Origin of the sequence: Methylobacter sp. (assembly GCF_030680395.1) — a bacterium.
In the GTDB taxonomy this organism is placed as follows: Bacteria; Pseudomonadota; Gammaproteobacteria; order Methylococcales; family Methylomonadaceae; genus Methylobacter_A.
Map to the genome: position 1 here is coordinate 36,905 of NZ_JAUXVR010000010.1, position 16,378 is coordinate 53,282.

16 protein-coding genes are annotated in these 16,378 nt (G+C 49.2%); 4 read left to right on the forward strand and 12 right to left on the reverse strand.

The features are described from left to right. The first annotated feature begins 58 nt into the window (after positions 1-58). On the forward strand, positions 59-2,374 hold the full coding sequence (locus Q8L79_RS06220) for a SulP family inorganic anion transporter (protein WP_305269080.1): 2,316 nt from the start codon (positions 59-61) through the stop codon (positions 2,372-2,374). A 258-nt stretch (positions 2,375-2,632) separates the two neighbouring features. On the opposite strand, the gene Q8L79_RS06225 is transcribed toward Q8L79_RS06220, so the two are convergent. Next, a complete protein-coding gene (locus Q8L79_RS06225; RefSeq protein ID WP_305269083.1) occupies positions 2,633-2,818 on the reverse strand; it encodes a hypothetical protein in 186 nt (61 codons plus the stop codon). Between the two features lie 117 nt (positions 2,819-2,935). Continuing rightward, positions 2,936-3,484, reverse strand: a complete 549-nt coding sequence (locus Q8L79_RS06230; protein ID WP_305269085.1) for a DUF4136 domain-containing protein — start codon at positions 3,482-3,484, stop codon at positions 2,936-2,938. A 224-nt stretch (positions 3,485-3,708) separates the two neighbouring features. Between Q8L79_RS06230 and Q8L79_RS06235 the strand changes: the two genes are divergently transcribed. Together Q8L79_RS06235 and Q8L79_RS06240 are read left to right on the forward strand one after the other, a co-directional pair. Beyond that, positions 3,709-3,918 carry a hypothetical protein gene (locus Q8L79_RS06235; RefSeq protein ID WP_305269087.1) on the forward strand — a complete coding sequence of 70 codons (210 nt, stop codon included), beginning with the start codon at positions 3,709-3,711 and terminating at the stop codon, positions 3,916-3,918. A gap of 98 nt (positions 3,919-4,016) precedes the next feature. Then, positions 4,017-4,526, forward strand: coding sequence for a hypothetical protein (locus tag Q8L79_RS06240; protein WP_305269089.1), 510 nt, complete (start codon positions 4,017-4,019; stop codon positions 4,524-4,526). Positions 4,527-4,597: 71 nt separating this feature from the next. Here the strand turns inward: Q8L79_RS06240 and recC are convergent, their stop codons facing one another. Beyond that, positions 4,598-7,783: an exodeoxyribonuclease V subunit gamma gene (gene recC, locus Q8L79_RS06245; protein WP_305269092.1), complete on the reverse strand. Its 3,186-nt coding sequence runs from the start codon at positions 7,781-7,783 to the stop codon at positions 4,598-4,600. Between the two features lie 113 nt (positions 7,784-7,896). Here recC and rpiA point away from each other — a divergent pair, with 113 nt between their 5' ends. Continuing rightward, positions 7,897-8,550, forward strand: a complete 654-nt coding sequence (gene rpiA / locus Q8L79_RS06250; protein ID WP_305269095.1) for a ribose-5-phosphate isomerase RpiA — start codon at positions 7,897-7,899, stop codon at positions 8,548-8,550. A gap of 136 nt (positions 8,551-8,686) precedes the next feature. Here rpiA and gspD read toward each other — a convergent pair whose 3' ends face one another. From gspD to gspG, 9 genes are read right to left on the reverse strand one after another with little or no spacing between them, the layout of a single operon-like run. Next, positions 8,687-10,831 carry a type II secretion system secretin GspD gene (gene gspD / locus Q8L79_RS06255; RefSeq protein WP_305269098.1) on the reverse strand — a complete coding sequence of 715 codons (2,145 nt, stop codon included), beginning with the start codon at positions 10,829-10,831 and terminating at the stop codon, positions 8,687-8,689. Further along, positions 10,828-11,451, reverse strand: coding sequence for a hypothetical protein (locus Q8L79_RS06260; RefSeq protein ID WP_305269101.1), 624 nt, complete (start codon positions 11,449-11,451; stop codon positions 10,828-10,830). The genes gspD and Q8L79_RS06260 overlap by 4 nt, the downstream gene beginning before the upstream one ends. Beyond that, positions 11,448-12,080, reverse strand: coding sequence for a type II secretion system protein GspM (gene gspM / locus Q8L79_RS06265; RefSeq protein ID WP_305269104.1), 633 nt, complete (start codon positions 12,078-12,080; stop codon positions 11,448-11,450). Before gspM ends, Q8L79_RS06260 begins: the two co-directional genes overlap by 4 nt. Continuing rightward, a complete protein-coding gene (locus tag Q8L79_RS06270; protein WP_305269106.1) occupies positions 12,064-13,209 on the reverse strand; it encodes a PilN domain-containing protein in 1,146 nt (381 codons plus the stop codon). Before Q8L79_RS06270 ends, gspM begins: the two co-directional genes overlap by 17 nt. Continuing rightward, positions 13,184-14,191 carry a general secretion pathway protein GspK gene (locus Q8L79_RS06275; RefSeq protein WP_305269109.1) on the reverse strand — a complete coding sequence of 336 codons (1,008 nt, stop codon included), beginning with the start codon at positions 14,189-14,191 and terminating at the stop codon, positions 13,184-13,186. The genes Q8L79_RS06270 and Q8L79_RS06275 overlap by 26 nt, the downstream gene beginning before the upstream one ends. Beyond that, complete coding sequence (locus Q8L79_RS06280) at positions 14,188-15,006, reverse strand: prepilin-type N-terminal cleavage/methylation domain-containing protein (RefSeq protein ID WP_305269111.1); 819 nt, start codon at positions 15,004-15,006, stop codon at positions 14,188-14,190. Before Q8L79_RS06280 ends, Q8L79_RS06275 begins: the two co-directional genes overlap by 4 nt. Continuing rightward, positions 15,003-15,404, reverse strand: a complete 402-nt coding sequence (locus tag Q8L79_RS06285) for a prepilin-type N-terminal cleavage/methylation domain-containing protein (protein ID WP_305269114.1) — start codon at positions 15,402-15,404, stop codon at positions 15,003-15,005. The genes Q8L79_RS06280 and Q8L79_RS06285 overlap by 4 nt, the downstream gene beginning before the upstream one ends. Next, entirely contained in the window at positions 15,397-15,840 is a 444-nt protein-coding gene (locus Q8L79_RS06290) for a GspH/FimT family protein (RefSeq protein WP_305269117.1), read from the reverse strand. The genes Q8L79_RS06285 and Q8L79_RS06290 overlap by 8 nt, the downstream gene beginning before the upstream one ends. A 59-nt stretch (positions 15,841-15,899) precedes the next feature. Beyond that, positions 15,900-16,364, reverse strand: a complete 465-nt coding sequence (gene gspG, locus Q8L79_RS06295) for a type II secretion system major pseudopilin GspG (protein WP_305269120.1) — start codon at positions 16,362-16,364, stop codon at positions 15,900-15,902. Positions 16,365-16,378 lie beyond the last annotated feature (14 nt).

The following is a 16,378-nucleotide window of genomic DNA, read 5'->3' on the forward strand; positions in this document are numbered from 1 at the left end:
AGGGTTATGGGTCGGACAGACAAAGGAATAGCATGTCCCATTCATGAGGAAATCACCAATGATTTTGCAACGATTAAAACTTTTCAACACCTTTTTTGACAGTCGCTGGGAGGATTTAACCCGCGAAACCTGGATACAGACGACCTATCGGGACTTTAGCGCCGGATTGATCGTAGCGCTGACCGCAATTCCGATGGCCATGGGTTTTTCAATGGCGATGGGGCTTCGTCCTGAGCAAGGCATTATTGCCGGTGCTTTGGCCTGTGCGGTAGGCCGAACCTGGGGCGGCTCCAAATATCAGGTTTACGGCCCTACCGCGGCCTTTATTCCGTTAATTGCCGGGCTAATGGCCAAGTACGGCGAAGCAGGCGGCGGCACCTTTCCGGAAGCCCATGGGTTTCTGGTGTTGGTGTCGATCATAGCCGGTGTGATATTAATGCTGATGGGCGTATTCGGCCTCGGCAAATACGCCAAACTGGTGCCGAATTCGATCGTCGTCGGTTTTACCGTCGGCATTGCGGCCGTTATCGCGCTCACCAATGTCGAGGATATTCTGGGTTTGGAGAATTTCAAGGACTTGCTCGGCCAGGATGAGAATATAACCGGCGGTTTTGTTCATAATATTACACTCGCCTTCGCCAATCTGAACCTAATAAACGGCTGGTCTGTGCTCATAGGCTTGGGTACCTTTGTCTTGACCAAGTATCTGTTGCGCGTTTCGATATTTATTCCGGCCCCGCTGATCGCTATCGCAACATCGACTGTGGTGTCGGCAACATTATTAGGCGATAAGGGTATTATCGTCGTCGGCGATATTTACGGCTCAATCCCTAATCATTTTTTCGTCTTTACGCCGCCTGTTCTGCCGGGCATGACTTCGGGCGTTATCATCGATATTATCTATTTCGCCTTAGCCATCGTCTTCGTTTCCGGAGTCGAGAGCCTGCTTTGTTCGTCGATGGCCGACCGTCTTGCCGATAACCGCAAAACCCCGTTCAATCCCGACAAGGAATTTTGGGGCCAGGGTTTGGTGCAAATTATTGTACCGTTGGTCAACGGCTTTCCCTGCACCGGCGCTCTGGCCCGGACTGCAACCAGTATCAAGGCTGGAGCCGTCACTCCGCTGGCGGGTTATTTCAAGTCGATCCTCAAACTGGCTTTGGCTTATTATATAGCCAGCTATCTGGAACTTGTACCGATGGCCTGTATCGGCGGCATTCTACTGTGGGTGGCGAGCAACATGTTTAAACCGGCTGAAATCAAAGAAGTCTTGAATCACAACAAATTTCATGCAAGCTTGATGCTTTATACCGCGATTATGGTGCCCATGACCGACTTTTTGACCGGCGTACTTTCAGCGTTGATTCTTTATGCCGTGCTGTTTAAATTTCTGGATAAACCGGTTAAGCGCGAAGAACATCTCGTGGAAATTACCGGCGAAGCGCAAAAAATCATGGCTTCGCCCGGACAATTTAATTGCGTTACCGTTCCCTTGTCGATGACCGATGAAGATGCTGAATTACTGCATTATGCCTCCACGCTTGCAGCGCGGGACATTGCTAGGGAATTCCATTTCGTGCATGTGATTCCGCCGCAAAAGCAACCGATGCGGCCAAAACAGGAAGAAGCCATCAAACGGCGCATTTACGATGAAGTCGAAAAATGTTTCGATGCGGCTGCTATAGAAGGGCTGACATTAAGCGCTCACGTCATGAGCGGTGCATCGCGTCTCGACAAGCTGATTGAATATACGGTTACCTCCAACTCAGACCTGATTCTGCTGGGTCATCGTAAAAGCCGCACCGGGCAACGTTCGTTGGGCCGCCGCTTAGCGATGGTCACCAACGCCTCGGTCTGGATGGTTCCTGAGGACACAGCCCGCGACATCAAGCGGATTATGGTTCCCATCGATTTTTCCAAACCTTCGGCAGACAGTTTATCGCAGGCGGCTGCGCTGGCGAAACTGCACGGCTTGAGCGAGATAACGGCGGTACATGTCTATTTCGACGATTCGACGGTACGCTACGAGGAGCATATTAGCGAGATCAAATGGCATGAGGTGCATGCCTTTGAGGAGTTCCTGTCCAGTATCGACACGCACGGCATAACCATCAAACCTGACTTTGTCGAGAGCAGCATCCCAGCCAAGGCGATTTTGCGCAGAGCCAAGGAACTTGAAGCCGATCTGATCGTCATCAGTACCCGCGGTCACAGCAGCGCTGTGACTATTCTGCTCGGCAGTGTAACCTCGGAACTGATGGCGGATTCGCCGATTCCAATTGTTGCCATTAAACATTTCGGCGATAAATTGGGCCTTTTTGATACTTTAATCGCCAACCGGTTCTGGGAACATTCCGAACCTAAAACCAGCTAAATTTTCCTTCTGCAAATACCGGCCTGTGATTATCAGACCGGTATTCTTTTGGGGGTATTTACCACAAACAAGTTGCGCATCTGCCGATTGTTCAGCCATTTTGTGTATGAGTATCCCTGTTTTTTTGTCATCAAAACCAAATTTATCGATCATGACATTCTGGAAACAGTCGAGGATTTTCGGCTGGGCGCCGGATGGCGACATGACAGATTTATGCGGCAAGGAAAAGATCAAAAAACATGAGGCTTTAGGATATAGTCAGTAATAACTTCCCGATATTGATTGAACGGAATTTTTCCGTTCGCCCTGAGTAAAGTAAGCCCCTTGATGAAAACCAGTCGTTGCCGTCTTGTCTTCTAGCGACAGCGCATCCACGCGCGCCAAATGACCTTGACGCTTGTCTTCCTGGCTGAGGGCGACGGTCCGGTTGCTGTTCAGGGCCATGACGAAATCCTTGTTCACCGAGCACTCTCTAAGCTCAGATTATTTTAGAGTGTGCGTCCGGTTTAGTGTAGCCACATCAGTAGGTGGCTCGTCAATAAAGTGGACCGCTTTAGAGCATCAATGAGCGACAGTTCCGGGGAAATCCTGGACGATTTTTTCAACAGCTTCCCGAATGCGTTTGGCATTGGTTTCCGGATCGCTGATAGTGCCGGTGCCAATACCGCGAAACACCAGTTTTTGCGTCTTGGTATCGACGAAATCCAGTATTAGCGTACCCTCAGTATATTGCGATACATCGGTGTAAGTGCGTGGTGCGCCTTGCCACATGCCGTAATGACCATAGCCGTATGGCATGCCGGTATAAGCCCAATCGGTCGAATGATGAACAGCCAGCTTTTCCTTGCTCGACACATGTCCTATCACATGCAGGTCGGCATTCTCGGCGACCTCGCTGAGACCGCGCTTCAAAAGATTTGCACGCAAGGCATCGCGGAGGGCTGCTTCGCCAGAAGGCGACAGCGGAATTTTGTCGGTAGAAGGAGCCAAAGTATAGCTTCGGTATTGGGAAAAAGATGCCGATTTGTCATAGTCGGTGGAGACAGAAACAGTAGAACAGGCTGTCAGTAGGCTAATAGCGACAATCGTGCATCGGCGTAGTGATTTCAATAGGGTTCTCCATATGATTGCGGGATTAGGGAATAATTGTTTATTCCGCTTTTACCGCTACGCCTTAAAAGGACTTCTAAAAGCTCATAAAGAAGTATTTCCTGTTTGCATATCGAAGTAAATACGCATAACTACCAGTCAAATAATCACCGGTTTCTGACCCCTCATACAATGGCTTTGACGAAAATGCCGAGCTTCTATTTTCGGTGCATGGAGAGGCACAAGTGCGTTTAAACTCACTTTACGAGTTTGAGCAAAAATGGCTGCGCGGCACAGCACTGCCTGATGAGCAGCTTATCGGCAGCAGTGATATTCAGCCCTTGAACGACCTAGCCGGCAGCTTTGAAGCGCTTCGCAGGATGCGGGCATTTCCGTTCGACAAGACCATTGTGTTGAAAACAGTTAGGCGGTGCCGGCACCATTGCTGCCACTGACATTGACAATGATTCCCCAGGCAGACTTAAGAAACTTTTATACACATTAGCGCAAACAAGGTAGTAAGCGTATATTGATTTTTTACTAGGAGTAAACCATGCAGCAATTTACCTTGAAAATGAGTTACACGTTGGTCCTTGCGGTCGCCGTAATACTAACGACCGGCCCGGCGCTCGCAGATAAGCCGTCACGGAATAATCATGATAAAGCCGGGAAACATGAGCAACGGGAAAAACAAAATCACGACCGGGATCGCGATGATCGGGCGTATCATTCAAAAGATGCAGACAACCAGCGCCGCTATTTCGATGACCGGCATCAAACCATTGTCCATGACTACTATAATGAGCAGTTCCGTACCGGCCGCTGTCCTCCAGGCCTGCTCAAGAAGCACAATGGCTGCATGCCGCCCGGACAGGCAAAACAGTGGCAGATAGGCCGGCCGCTGCCTCGTAACGTGATTTACTACGATCTGCCGCCGAATATCCTTGCGCAACTGGGACAACCGCAACCCGGATACCGTTACGCACGCGTGGGAGCCGACGTTCTGCTGCTCAGAATAGGAACGGGGCTGGTCGTGGACGCACTTTTGGGCATGAACCGCTAATAGCTGCGTTAGGCCGTTTAATTAATCACCGCGATGAATGCAAAAAACAGCGTGTCCTTTCAGGCCTTAAGTTAATGCGTTGCATTCCAAACCGGTTGCAGGAGACTTTGGCATTGCCGCTCAAACGATTCGCCCAGCACCAGTCCGATGTCCGCCGCATTGGCGTAAAGTCGCCTGAGTTCCGGCTCGTATGGCTGTTGGGCGGCTCTGGACAATTGTTCTATTGCGGCATCAAGCGCAGACTTTGACGCCCGGCTGCTGGTTGCCAACTTATAGGCCTGCTTAATGTACGCCAAGGCAGGATCGACAAAAAATGCATCGGGCTGTTTTCGGCCGAGTCGGTATATTTCTATCAATTCGGCCAGATGCTCCGGCTGATAATGTTCAGGCAACAAACCTAAGTCTTCATCGGTACTGAGCAAAAACGTCGACTGTTCTTGAACCTGATTAATAATGAGGTGATGCAACAGGGCGCAGATAAAATCCCTGCCCTTAAGATCGGCATAGCGATAAAACAGGCTGCCGCATTGATAACGGTTGCCGAGTTTGCCTACCAAGCGATAGCTGTTGACGGTTATGTCTATCGGCAAATCGTCCAAAGGCGCGCCCAGATTTTTGGCCTTTATTCGTTCGACAAATTCATTAATCACTCGCTGTTGGCGCTCAAACTCCAGCTCGCCCGGTATACCCGCCAGCCACCGTCCCTGCGCCTGAAGTTTCTTCACCAATAGCGGTTTGCCGTTTAACGCTTCGTGTATCCATTCATGGTAAATGGCATAACCCTCCAGCTTGGCAATGCTAAACGGCTCCCGCTCTTCGGCTGCGGCCTCCATGCGACTAAAGCGCAAGTCCATTTGTCGCTGCATGAAATGACGTTGAGGATGCCGAAAGAAACTGAACAATTCGTTCAGGTCGATCACTTCCGTTTCTACAGTATCGCTAGGGATTGTTCCTTGCCACCATAAACCCGTAGGGGCTAGCGATTGAGTGTTCCTGCCGGATAGTGCCCTGGCGGTTTCGCAATCGGCCTCCGAAAAACTGAACAAATTTTCTGTCCCGTCAAAATAGCGGCGACTGAACGCTTGCAACGGATGCCGGGTAATCAGGTCGCCGCCGTACTGTAAAACTTCCAGCAATTCGCTGATGACTACCGACGGCGGAATAGGGTCGTTATGGCAGATCGATTGGCCGACATAGGTCATAATCAGCTGCTGCCTGGCCGATAACAGGATTTCCAAAAACTGGTAGCGGTCGTCGGCGCGATGCGAGCGGTCGCCTTTGCGAAAGTTATGCGCCAGCAAATCAAAGGTTGGATGGCGATCTATTTTGGGAAATTCGCCATCATTCATACCCAACAGCGCAATCACCTTGAACGGGATGGAGCGCATCGGCAGCATCGAACAAAAGGTCAGTTGGCCGCGTAAAAAACCGTTCGCTGATTTGCGTTCGGCAACCATGCCTTTCAGCCAGCTGGTAATCACTTGCAGTTCCACATCATCACTATGCACTAAGGCCGACTCGGCGGACAATTCCGCCAATAATTCGTTAAGCTGCTGACGTTCGACCGGTTCCGCCTTCGCCAATAACTGGTCGGCGTAATAATAAAGCTGTGCGCTCCAGCTTTTTAGCGGTTTCGCCTGTTTAAGTTCCTTGCTGGCTTTAAACAGCAGTTGCATAAAATCGCACAAACCGCCCAAGGCCAGCGCAGAGGAGCCTTCAATATCCTTGTAAGGGAGCACATCGCCTACAGGATGCAGGTGCTTGGCGGCAGCGGCGGCAACAAAATCCCGGTCGCTGCCTATAGCATAGCCCATCAGCAATCGGTCCAAGGTTGCCTGCCAGGTATTTTCGCTCAGTTCGGGCAGGCCGAGTTCCTGCTTGTGTTGCGCTGACCTGCCCCAACGCACACGGGTATCCCGCACCCAATGTTTGATCAATTCCAGGTCAGCCTCGGATAAACCGAACCCCGGATACACCACCGGCTGTTCCAGCAAATCCAGCACAGCCTGCCAGCCGAAACGGCTTTGGCTTAAGTCTAGAAAACGAATGAATGCGTCCAGAGCATTGTTGCTCAGGCGTAAGCTCCGGTCGGCGATGGCATGTTGAATATCGTCAAAAACGGCAGAAATAAACGGCTCATACACTTGAATATCCGGCGCCATCACCACAATATCGCGCAGCTCCAGCGTTGGCTCATTTTCCAACGTTTGCAGCAACTGGTTTTTTAATACCTCCACCTCGCGCATTCTGGAGTGACACGCATGAATGCTGATGGAGTTATCTTGTTGCAGAGGCTTAATATTCTGCGTCTCTACCGCTTCACCCAGCCGGTTATTTAAAATATCGTTTTGTAACTGTTGCAGATTATTTAGCGCTTCGCTAGCCTCAAAACTTTCCGGTTCATAATCGAACTGTGCCTGTTCCAGCAACATCTCCTGAAATTCCCGTCCCTGCTGGCCTAATGTCGACAACAAGGGATGTCCGGTAAAATCCTCATCATTCGCTCTCTGCCGTTTGCTTGCCAGATCGGCCCAAAACTCCTGCGCCGGATTAAGCAAATAAAGATGCAGCTGACAATGTTTGGACAGGCCATCCAAATAACTTAAAAATAACGGCGGCATGGTATTAAGCCCGAACACTGAAATCCGTTCCGGTAACTGCTCGCTAAACTCGCCTTGCTCTGCGTTATTCAATTTGGCGATTACGTCCAGCCATAACGAGCCCCGGTGCTTATTGCCGGTCTGCTCGGTTATTTGCAGCCATAGCGCTTGCTGCCAACGTTCGGTTGCCGTTTGGTACAAAAACCGGCCCTTTTGCCAGGCCTCCAGCATATCCGGCCGCATCATCTGATATTGGTCGAAAATCTGCGCCAGCTGCTGGGCTAACTGATAACGCTTTAAGGCGATATTTTCGCCCGACAGATATTGCGTTAACGGCAAGAACACATCGCCGTCCAGCCTGCGGAACAATGCTTCAATCCGCCAGAGCATCAAATTACGCTCAAAAGCCGCATCGCTTAAACGGCTGTCGATGCTCTGCGCCAGAGAGCTGAAAAACTTGCCGGGAAATAAAAATTCGTAATTGCCCCAGACTTTAAATTGACTGGCTAACTGCTGCGATAGCCATCGCTCCATGCCCTGACTTTGAATCAAAAAAACTTCTTTTGCAAAAGGCGATGCCAACGGTGAGTTTTCAATGACTGTGGTCAGGTGAAAGACCAGGTTTTCGGTTTTATTGGAGCTGTGCAGGATGAACATGAGGGCTTTAATTTATCGTAGCGGCATTTTTCAAAAATCAGCTGAGTAATCTTTGTATCTGCTGTATTATCACACACCCTCTACATACCTATAACTAAAATCAGGATAACTCTATGACTCAAGATGAATTAAAGCAAAAAGTAGCTCAAGCCGCTTTACATTATATTAAAGATGTTGCCATTATCGGCGTAGGCACGGGCTCAACCGTTAATCACTTTATTGATTATTTGGTCGATTTTAGGGCCGATATTGAGGGCGCTGTTTCCAGTTCGATCGCAAGTACCGAACGCTTAAAAAAAATCGGCATTCCGGTGCTTGATTTAAATGCGGTGGGTACGCTGGATGTTTATGTCGACGGAGCGGACGAAATCAATCCCCGTAAACAGCTGGTTAAAGGCGGCGGCGGTGCATTGACTCGCGAAAAGATTATCGCTGCAGCCAGCAAAAAATTCGTCTGTATTGCCGACGAAACCAAATGCGTCGATGTAATGGGTAAATTTCCTTTACCGGTTGAAGTCGTTCCCATGGCCAGAAGTTATGTTGCCAGAGAGCTTGTTAAATTGGGCGGTCAGCCGGTGTGGCGGGAAAATTTTATTACCGATAACCACAACGTGATTCTCGATGTGCATAATCTGGATATCATCGAGCCGATCAAACTGGAACAAATTATCAACAACATTACCGGCGTGGTCACTGTCGGTATTTTTGCGATGCGCCCTGCGGATGTCGTGTTAATCGGCAAAGGTAACGAAGTAACTACGCTTTAAAACAGTTGGCCGCCGGGTTCGCACTGTACCCGGCTTGCCCCTGCATAACACACGCTTGTGATCTTGGATAACGCCATGGATGGCGTGTAGCAGGCGCTTCACCTTGTCGTCGTTTGTGTGTTTAAGTTTTCATCAATTATTCTATTACCGAACCTGTTGAAACAACGGGTCTACTCTCGTAAATTCCGGTTAGTTTACGTTTGAATTCGTCAGAAATCAGCCTGGAATCCTGCTTGCTTTTTACAACACGCGGTGTGATCAGGACAACCAATTCAGTTTTGGCTCTCGTAAAGGTTTTACCGCCAAATAAGGACCCTATCCATGGAATATCTTGTAAATAAGGAATCCCTGCATTACCTTCAGCATTATTATCATCAATTAAACCGCCTAGCACTATCGTTTCCCCATCATGTACAGCCACGGAACTTTCAATTTCTTTTTTTGCAATCGTAACCGTCGTTGTAACACCGGTCGTTGACGGTTTTGCATTGCTGACTATTTGCTTGATTTCCATAATGACCATACCGTTTGCATTAACTCTGGGCGTAACTTCAAGGGTAACACCGGTATCTATATATTGTATCGAACTGGATTGAGCTATGCTGGGTTCCGTTCCACCCGATATAGGGAGCTGTGTGGTGCTGGTTTGTACAGGTACTTGATCGCCTACATTTATCTTCGCTTGCTGGTTGTTTAATACCATTAACGACGGAGAAGAAATTACATTCAGGTTATTAGCGGTGGCTTGCGCATTTAAAAGAGCTTTCACCGATCCCGAGCTGTATATAGCGCTAAATCCGCCTGTTGCAGCGGCAGCGGCAGCTTGAGCGGCAGTTCCTAATATATCCGCCACTTTGCCGGGAGGCGCCGAGGTGCTGGCAAGCGCATCGTTCCCTTGAGATAAATACCATGATATTCCGTACCTTAAGTCACCGGTTAAAGCAACCGAGACTATTGTTGCGTCAATCAGCACTTGCAACGGTAATACATCGAGCTGTTTAATGACAGGAAGTATCACTTCGTAATCCTGCGGAGTGGCAACAATAACTACCGAATTATTGGCCGCGTCCGAAATAATTCTTACATCGCCCACATCGGCAACTTCCACATCTCCGGTTGGCCCTGATATTTTTTGAACCTTTTGTTTTTCAGGCGCTTTATTACTTAACTCAGCCGCTTGTTGCCCAGGCGCGACTTTTGCAGATTTTTCTTTCTTGGCGGCACCGGTAAAAATCTCATTTAACGTGGACGCCAGTTCTTCTGCATCGACATGTTGAACCCGATAGACATTAACGCCGCCGCCGGACGCTGTGTTTGCGCGATCCAGACGAAATATCCAGCTTTCAATATCCTTCAAGTAACTGGCCCGATGCGTAATCGCCATAACCGCATTCAATCTTTCAACCGCAATAAACCGAAAAAAATTATCCTCTCCTTCCTTGCCGTCTTTACTAAAAACCTCTTCCAATTCTTTAATAATAGTATCCGGCTCAACATGGGCTAATGGAAACAGGCCGAAAGATTGTCCTTTCAACACATCGACATCAAAAGTGCTGACCATGTCCATGACCCGTCCCAGTTCATCAGGAGTACCGGAAACGATCAGCATATTGCGCGTGCTATCGACATTGAGAATGGTCTTTTCCTGCACCAACGGTTTGATCACATCGACAATATTTTGTACGGCGACATTTCTAACCGGAATAACCCTGACCTGAAAGCCGGCTCTTCCGGCAGTGCTGGGAGTGGCAAAACTGGAGCTGTACAGAGCCTCGCTGGCGGGTTCGATATGGTAAATGCTGGCGTCCTTAATCAGGACGGCATTGTTCATGCGCAGCAGCATTTCAAGGGTGGGAATTAGCTCCTCTTTGCTTAAAGGATCGGTAGTTTGCAGGGTGACCTTGCCTGCCACCTTGGGACTGAGTACGTAGTTTTGTCCAAGGATGTCGCTTAATATTACTTTGGCCACTTCCCCCAAATCGGCTTCATCAAAGTTGAGACTGTATTCGCCTTCGCCGCGGCCCTTGATTTTTCTATGCTGCGTTGTCGTATCCGGTACAAACCGGTTGGTACCGGGAAATAGCTCAGGTTGTGTCGGCGTTGCCACAGTAACTGGCGCTTTATTTTGCAGTTGCTCAATAGTGACATCGGCTTGCTCCTTTTTCACCGGCGTCAACGGCAATTTAGCGGCGCGCTTGGGCGCGAGCGATTCGCAGCTTGACAGCGTTAAACCGACGACCACCAGACAGGAGGCTGTTATTATTTTTTTTACATTAGTCATCGTTTACCCTCAGATGTGTCTCCAGTAGTGTCTGATGGAGGTTCAGGAATAGCTGCCGGGACAGGCGCAGGAGCCGGTGTAACCGGTGTTGCGCCGTTTGTTCCATGTGGTAATACTTTTAATTTCGGTTTTCGAAGCAATAGTTCTTTTTCGTTACTGCCTTGTTTAAACACAGCTCTGTCCTTGTTTATTTCGATCAGTTTCCAGCCGTCAATATCATCGCCCAGGGTTATTTTTCGATGATTGTCTTTGGCAACCCTTGACTTGGAACGACTGAATAATGCCGATACGGTTTTTTTTGTACTGTAAACTCCGGTCAACTGCCAATCGAAGCCCTCCGATTTAGAAGCGCCTTGCGCTGCATCCGAACTCGGCTCATCTACAGCCCTTCTGCCTTTAATAAATAACGGCCTGGCAACCAGATCAGCGTAATTTTCTTCCGGCTGTTTGGTCAGCTCTATTTCGGGCAACTCGTCTGCTTTATAGTCTTGCGGTGTTGCCGAGGTGATCGATGTCAGCAAACGATGTCGCATGTAACTTGCATACAGCCACTCTCCGGCTATAACCAAACACAGGCTAATACAGACAACTGCCAGCAATTTTATAAGTTTACTGTTCATCCCGGCTGCTTTCTCATAAAACTAACCGCTTGAAAACTAATATCCAGTTCGTTACTCAGTTCCATCTGATGCGATGTCCTGCTTCTTACGCCACGTACCGGCCTTATCTCTATCTGATTGACAATAATCAGCGGAGTTGATGTTTCTATCTTGTACAGCACCGCCCGTAACACTTTACTATTACCCGTCATCCTTACGCTGACGGTTATCCGGCTAAGCTCATTCCCGGCGCCCGACTGCATGGATGCAGAAGCCGTATTGCCGGGAACAAATGTCGAGACAGGAAGCGCCTGAGTGCTGCTCAGCTGTCCGCCAGCCTCTACAATCGTTTTTTTAATAAACTCCTGAACCTCCGCGGACGCTAAAGCGTCGGTACTTTGCCTGTTCAAAAGTCCACGCTTTTGATACTGCTCTTTTATCACACTCATGCTTTCGATGACCGCGTCTTTTCTTGCCAGAATCCGCTCGTATTGTTGTAGCCTGAAAACAAGGTTATTTTTGACCTCGTGCAATTCCAAACCTTTGTTAACCACAGGTACGATAACGACCAGGATGACAATCAGTATCGCTGCAACTAACAGGGCAACAGCCAGCCATCGCTGCATTTGCTGACTACCTGTCTTGACCATTGGCCCCTCCCTGTTTCGACGGCACGGAGGGCGGTTCAGCTGTCGGGATAACGTCAACAGTAATCTGGAACCGCTCCTGTCCAGTAATCCTGTCCTGAGTGACCGGCGACACGAAGCGGGCATTGGCAAACAACTTAGAGTCTTCCAAAACGCCGATCAATGCTGAAGCCGCGGGCGACTCGCCCTGTAGTTGCAGATGCCCGTCCGAGTATTGCGCATAGGACAGCCAGGTATCGTCTTTTATTAACGTGCTTAAGGTATTCAGCATATCAACCAGGGTTGGAACCGCATTTTTCTCCGCTATTAATAGTCGTGTTTCGTCTATTATCGAATCAACCTCCAACTGCAAGGCCTTAACTTCCTTGGCATCCTTTTCTATGGCATCGATTTTTTCCTGTAAAGTATTGATCGTCTGATATTCAAACCAGACCGGCAGCACCAGCACGGCGCCCAGCAGTAAAAATATCGCTGCAATCAATCCGGTATAAATCAAACGCTGTGCATTTGCAGGTTTTTCCCTGAGGTTTTCCGGTAATAAATTGTAGCCGTCATAACGTTGCCCAAGATCATTTGGCGCGGCCTCATAATCGACGAATAACGGCGACATATCCATTGTCTTGATGTCTTCATACAAGGCATCAAGTGTTTCTCTTGGCGTTAACACCAGCATGACCCTGATTTGACCAGGCTCATGCTCGCCTTCCAGCAGCTTAACCGCAAAATAAACCTGTTCCGCCTTAAACGGCGTATAGCGATCAAGTTCGTAGGCAACAACCTGCGACAGGTTCTCTTTTACGGCGATCGGCAAGGCAAGCTCTTTTTGAATCGCTTCGGTTCCTGTTAGTCGTAGTATTAAGTTTGCTTTAGCCACCCGTTCATCTTTGGCTCGCAAGGCTTTATATTGCTCGATACCCGAGGCGTTGCGCTCCAGTATTGCCAAAGGCTCGGCTTGCTCATTAAGCATGTAGGTCAACGCTAACTGATTGTTTTCGGGACGAACGATAATGAAGCCCTGCTTCTCGTTAACCAGCTGCCTGATTTTTTCGGGCACCAAAAAGTCAAGCTCGCGCAGCCACCAGCGGAAGAACTTTTTAACATCCAAATCAATTGTCGAATTCAGGCTCGGCATACTGTCTCACTAGCAACTCATCTTGTTCATCTACAAACAATGAACCGTCAACTGCGGTATTGCGCTGCCATTTCAGTATCTGAAACGGCGACGTCCCCGTCGGACTATCCGGTCTTTTTATCAGCGCTTTGAGGGTGGCTGTTGTGCCATCCTCCAACTGCGCTTCGGTAACAACCGTAAGCACCCCTTTTTGTTCTGTTCCGTCATTGATCGCTATTGCAGGTGCGTTCTCACCCGTTTGCCCGGACGCCATACCGGGATCAGAGGCTACCGGAATTACCGGCACGGGCAAGCCGGTTATCGCGCTTACACGCCGGGCCGCAATATATTGGTCTATCAATCGGACATCCATTCCCGGCAATACATATAAAACTTCTTTGGCCGCCTGAGTCACATCAACCTTGGGCTGTCCCGAGTAGACCGTGACCAGGCTGTCAATCCACTTGAAGACCTGTTCATTCATGCCCAATACCAGCTGTAATTCCTCAATAGACTGAAACGGCTTATTGCGCGGCTGGTAGCTTAAGCCTGCGTCTTTATATTCTTCTTTCTCCGCGCCCTCTATATGCACCAGATCATCCGCATCGCGCCAATCGAGAATCGCATTCACCAACCGGGTTTGCAACTGGGCATCAACAGGCGCATGAACCATGAGCCCTTTTAACAGGGTCTGGTCGGCACTATTTAAATCCACTTTGCCTGTTTCAGATAGCAGCCGGATGCGGACTTTCGAATCCGCGTAATTTATTTGGTAAATACTGCCATCGGTACGCCACCGTTGTAGTTGATCGGGATGCATTGCCATCAATTCGGCAATGGCAAGGCCTGATTCTGCGACCGCCGCGGCCTTGGCATTATTACTGCTGCCGGTCACAATGCCCGCTTCCCGCCGCATGCTAAGAGCAAAACTACCGGCCATAATGGTCAGCAGGCTCAGCACCCACAAAACCAGAACAAGGGCAAAGCCGCCAGACCTGATCAATTGCCAGCCTCTAACGGCGCCGCGTTTACTCCAGTCTCTGCACCTGCAACTTTAAGCGCTATAATCATTTCCGGCCAAAAAACGCCATTTGTAGTGCTGATGTTGATTTTGACCAATTTGGGTTGAACATCTTTTTCCAACCACTCCTTCTGCCAACTGTTTTTGCCCGCATTACCGGCATCATCCGCATCATCGGTAGCACCAAAATAAGCAAGCTCAAAATCGCTTACATGCCTTAGCAAAATCACCTCTTCCTGATTCCATTCTTCGCCCTCGGTTACCGGAAAAAACGGCGTTAGCGTCACTTTGATAACCTGCTCTTTATCTTGTTTTTGCAGCTGTATTGAAAACAGCTGCATACCTGCTCTACCGACGCTTGCAGGAAAAACCGAGACAAACTGCAAGGACTCCTTTTTGCCTTGAAAAGAGAATGTTTTGTCCTTGTTTCCCGCCGCCGCGGCATTCCCATCATCCCTGCCGATCGCCGCGCCGGTTCCCGACTGGCTTGAGACATCCGCATCATCCCCGTCGGTAAAATCATCCCATAAAGGGGTGGCTGAGGATAAATGCCGCTGAAAAAAGTTAGAGACTACGGCGACCTCATTCACTTCGGCTATTTTATTTTCTCCCTGCTCCCAGCTTTGGGCGCAAATTCCCAAGCTACTGAACAATAACACCACCATAATGCTTAATAATGTCATTGCTATAAGAACCTCAATCAGCGTGAAGCCCGTCGCATATCTTAACCCCGGCGCGGCACTGATGACATGGTGTGCAATACGTACCTTGCCAGCTTGAACCTGAGCTTTCCTCATAACATTTTATTCGTCAGTTTCAAGGTTATTAACTCAACCTGCCTGCCGGCGGCTCTGGCATCATCACCCCAGCTTACACTAACCTTAACCTTAAAAAGTACCACCGGTATGATTGTGACATCCAAATTTTCAGCCGTAAACTGAAACGGGCTAACAGATACCCGCCAATGGTATTTCCCATTTTCCAGTCCGGTCGCTTCGCCTTGCTGCAAGGGCGCTTCCACGCCTGTTTGGGCTATTAAAGACTCGGCAACCTGAACGGCTGCGGTATATTCCTCGGCTACGCTGGCGGTATTGACGCCGGCAGAAAATATCTTCAGCAAAATCCCTAATGCCAGCGCCAGAATTGAAAATGCAATCAGGATTTCCAGTAAAGAAAAGCCGCGCTGTTTATTCATTTTCAAGTTCAACCTGGCCGGTTAACCAGTTTATGTCCATTTTCCACACTGTCTGCCCCCGCTCCAGGGTGATTCTTCCTCCCGTGGAGGAGCCGTCGGCAAAAAAACGGATGTTTGCCGTGCCTTTTCCGGTTAATTCGCTTTGCGCAGTCACCACGGTGATATCAATACCCTCGGGTATTTGATAAAGCTTGTCCCGACCGCTGACCCTGTAGTTGTTGTTGCCAAGATCAAGAGCAACCGTGGTTTCCTGGTGGGTCATTAAAGCCTGCCCTCTGGCATAACGCAGCGCTGAAACTATATCTCTTGCCGCCGCCTTTATTTCTGTAGAGTCGCTTCCCGATGACAGGTTAAGGCCGATAACCGAAAAACCCAGCACCACAACAAAAAGCACCACGACCAGTTCCAGCAGAGTAAAGCCTCGCTGAGACTGCATTGCCACGCAGCGCGTAGGAATGAGACGAACCTTTTGCCTTTCGTCCTTCGCCTTGCGTCTTACTCCCAACTAACAATATCCTGATCTTCGCCTTCGCCGCCTTCCTTGCCATCCGCCCCCAAGGTGAACAAATCAAACTTCCCGTGCTCGCCGGGAGCAACATAATGATATTCCTGTTGCCATGGATCCAGCGGCATTTTGGCTTTGCGTAAATAAGGGCCATTCCAGCGTTTGGCGTTGTCGGGCGATTCAATTAGCGACTTCAGGCCTTGTGCGGTGGTCGGATAGTTGCCCAAGTCCAGTTTGTACATATCCAGGGCGGCCGACAGGTCTTCAATTTGCACTTTGGCCGCTTTGGTTTTGGATTCGCCCATATGCTTCATGACCTGAGGTCCGACTATTCCGGCCAGCATCGCAATAATGCCCAGCACGACCAACAACTCAAGCAAGGTAAAACCCCGCTGATGCAAAGCCCCGGCCTTTTGCCCTTCGCCTTTCGCCTTGAATCTTAATATCTGTTTCATAATGTAGTATTTCC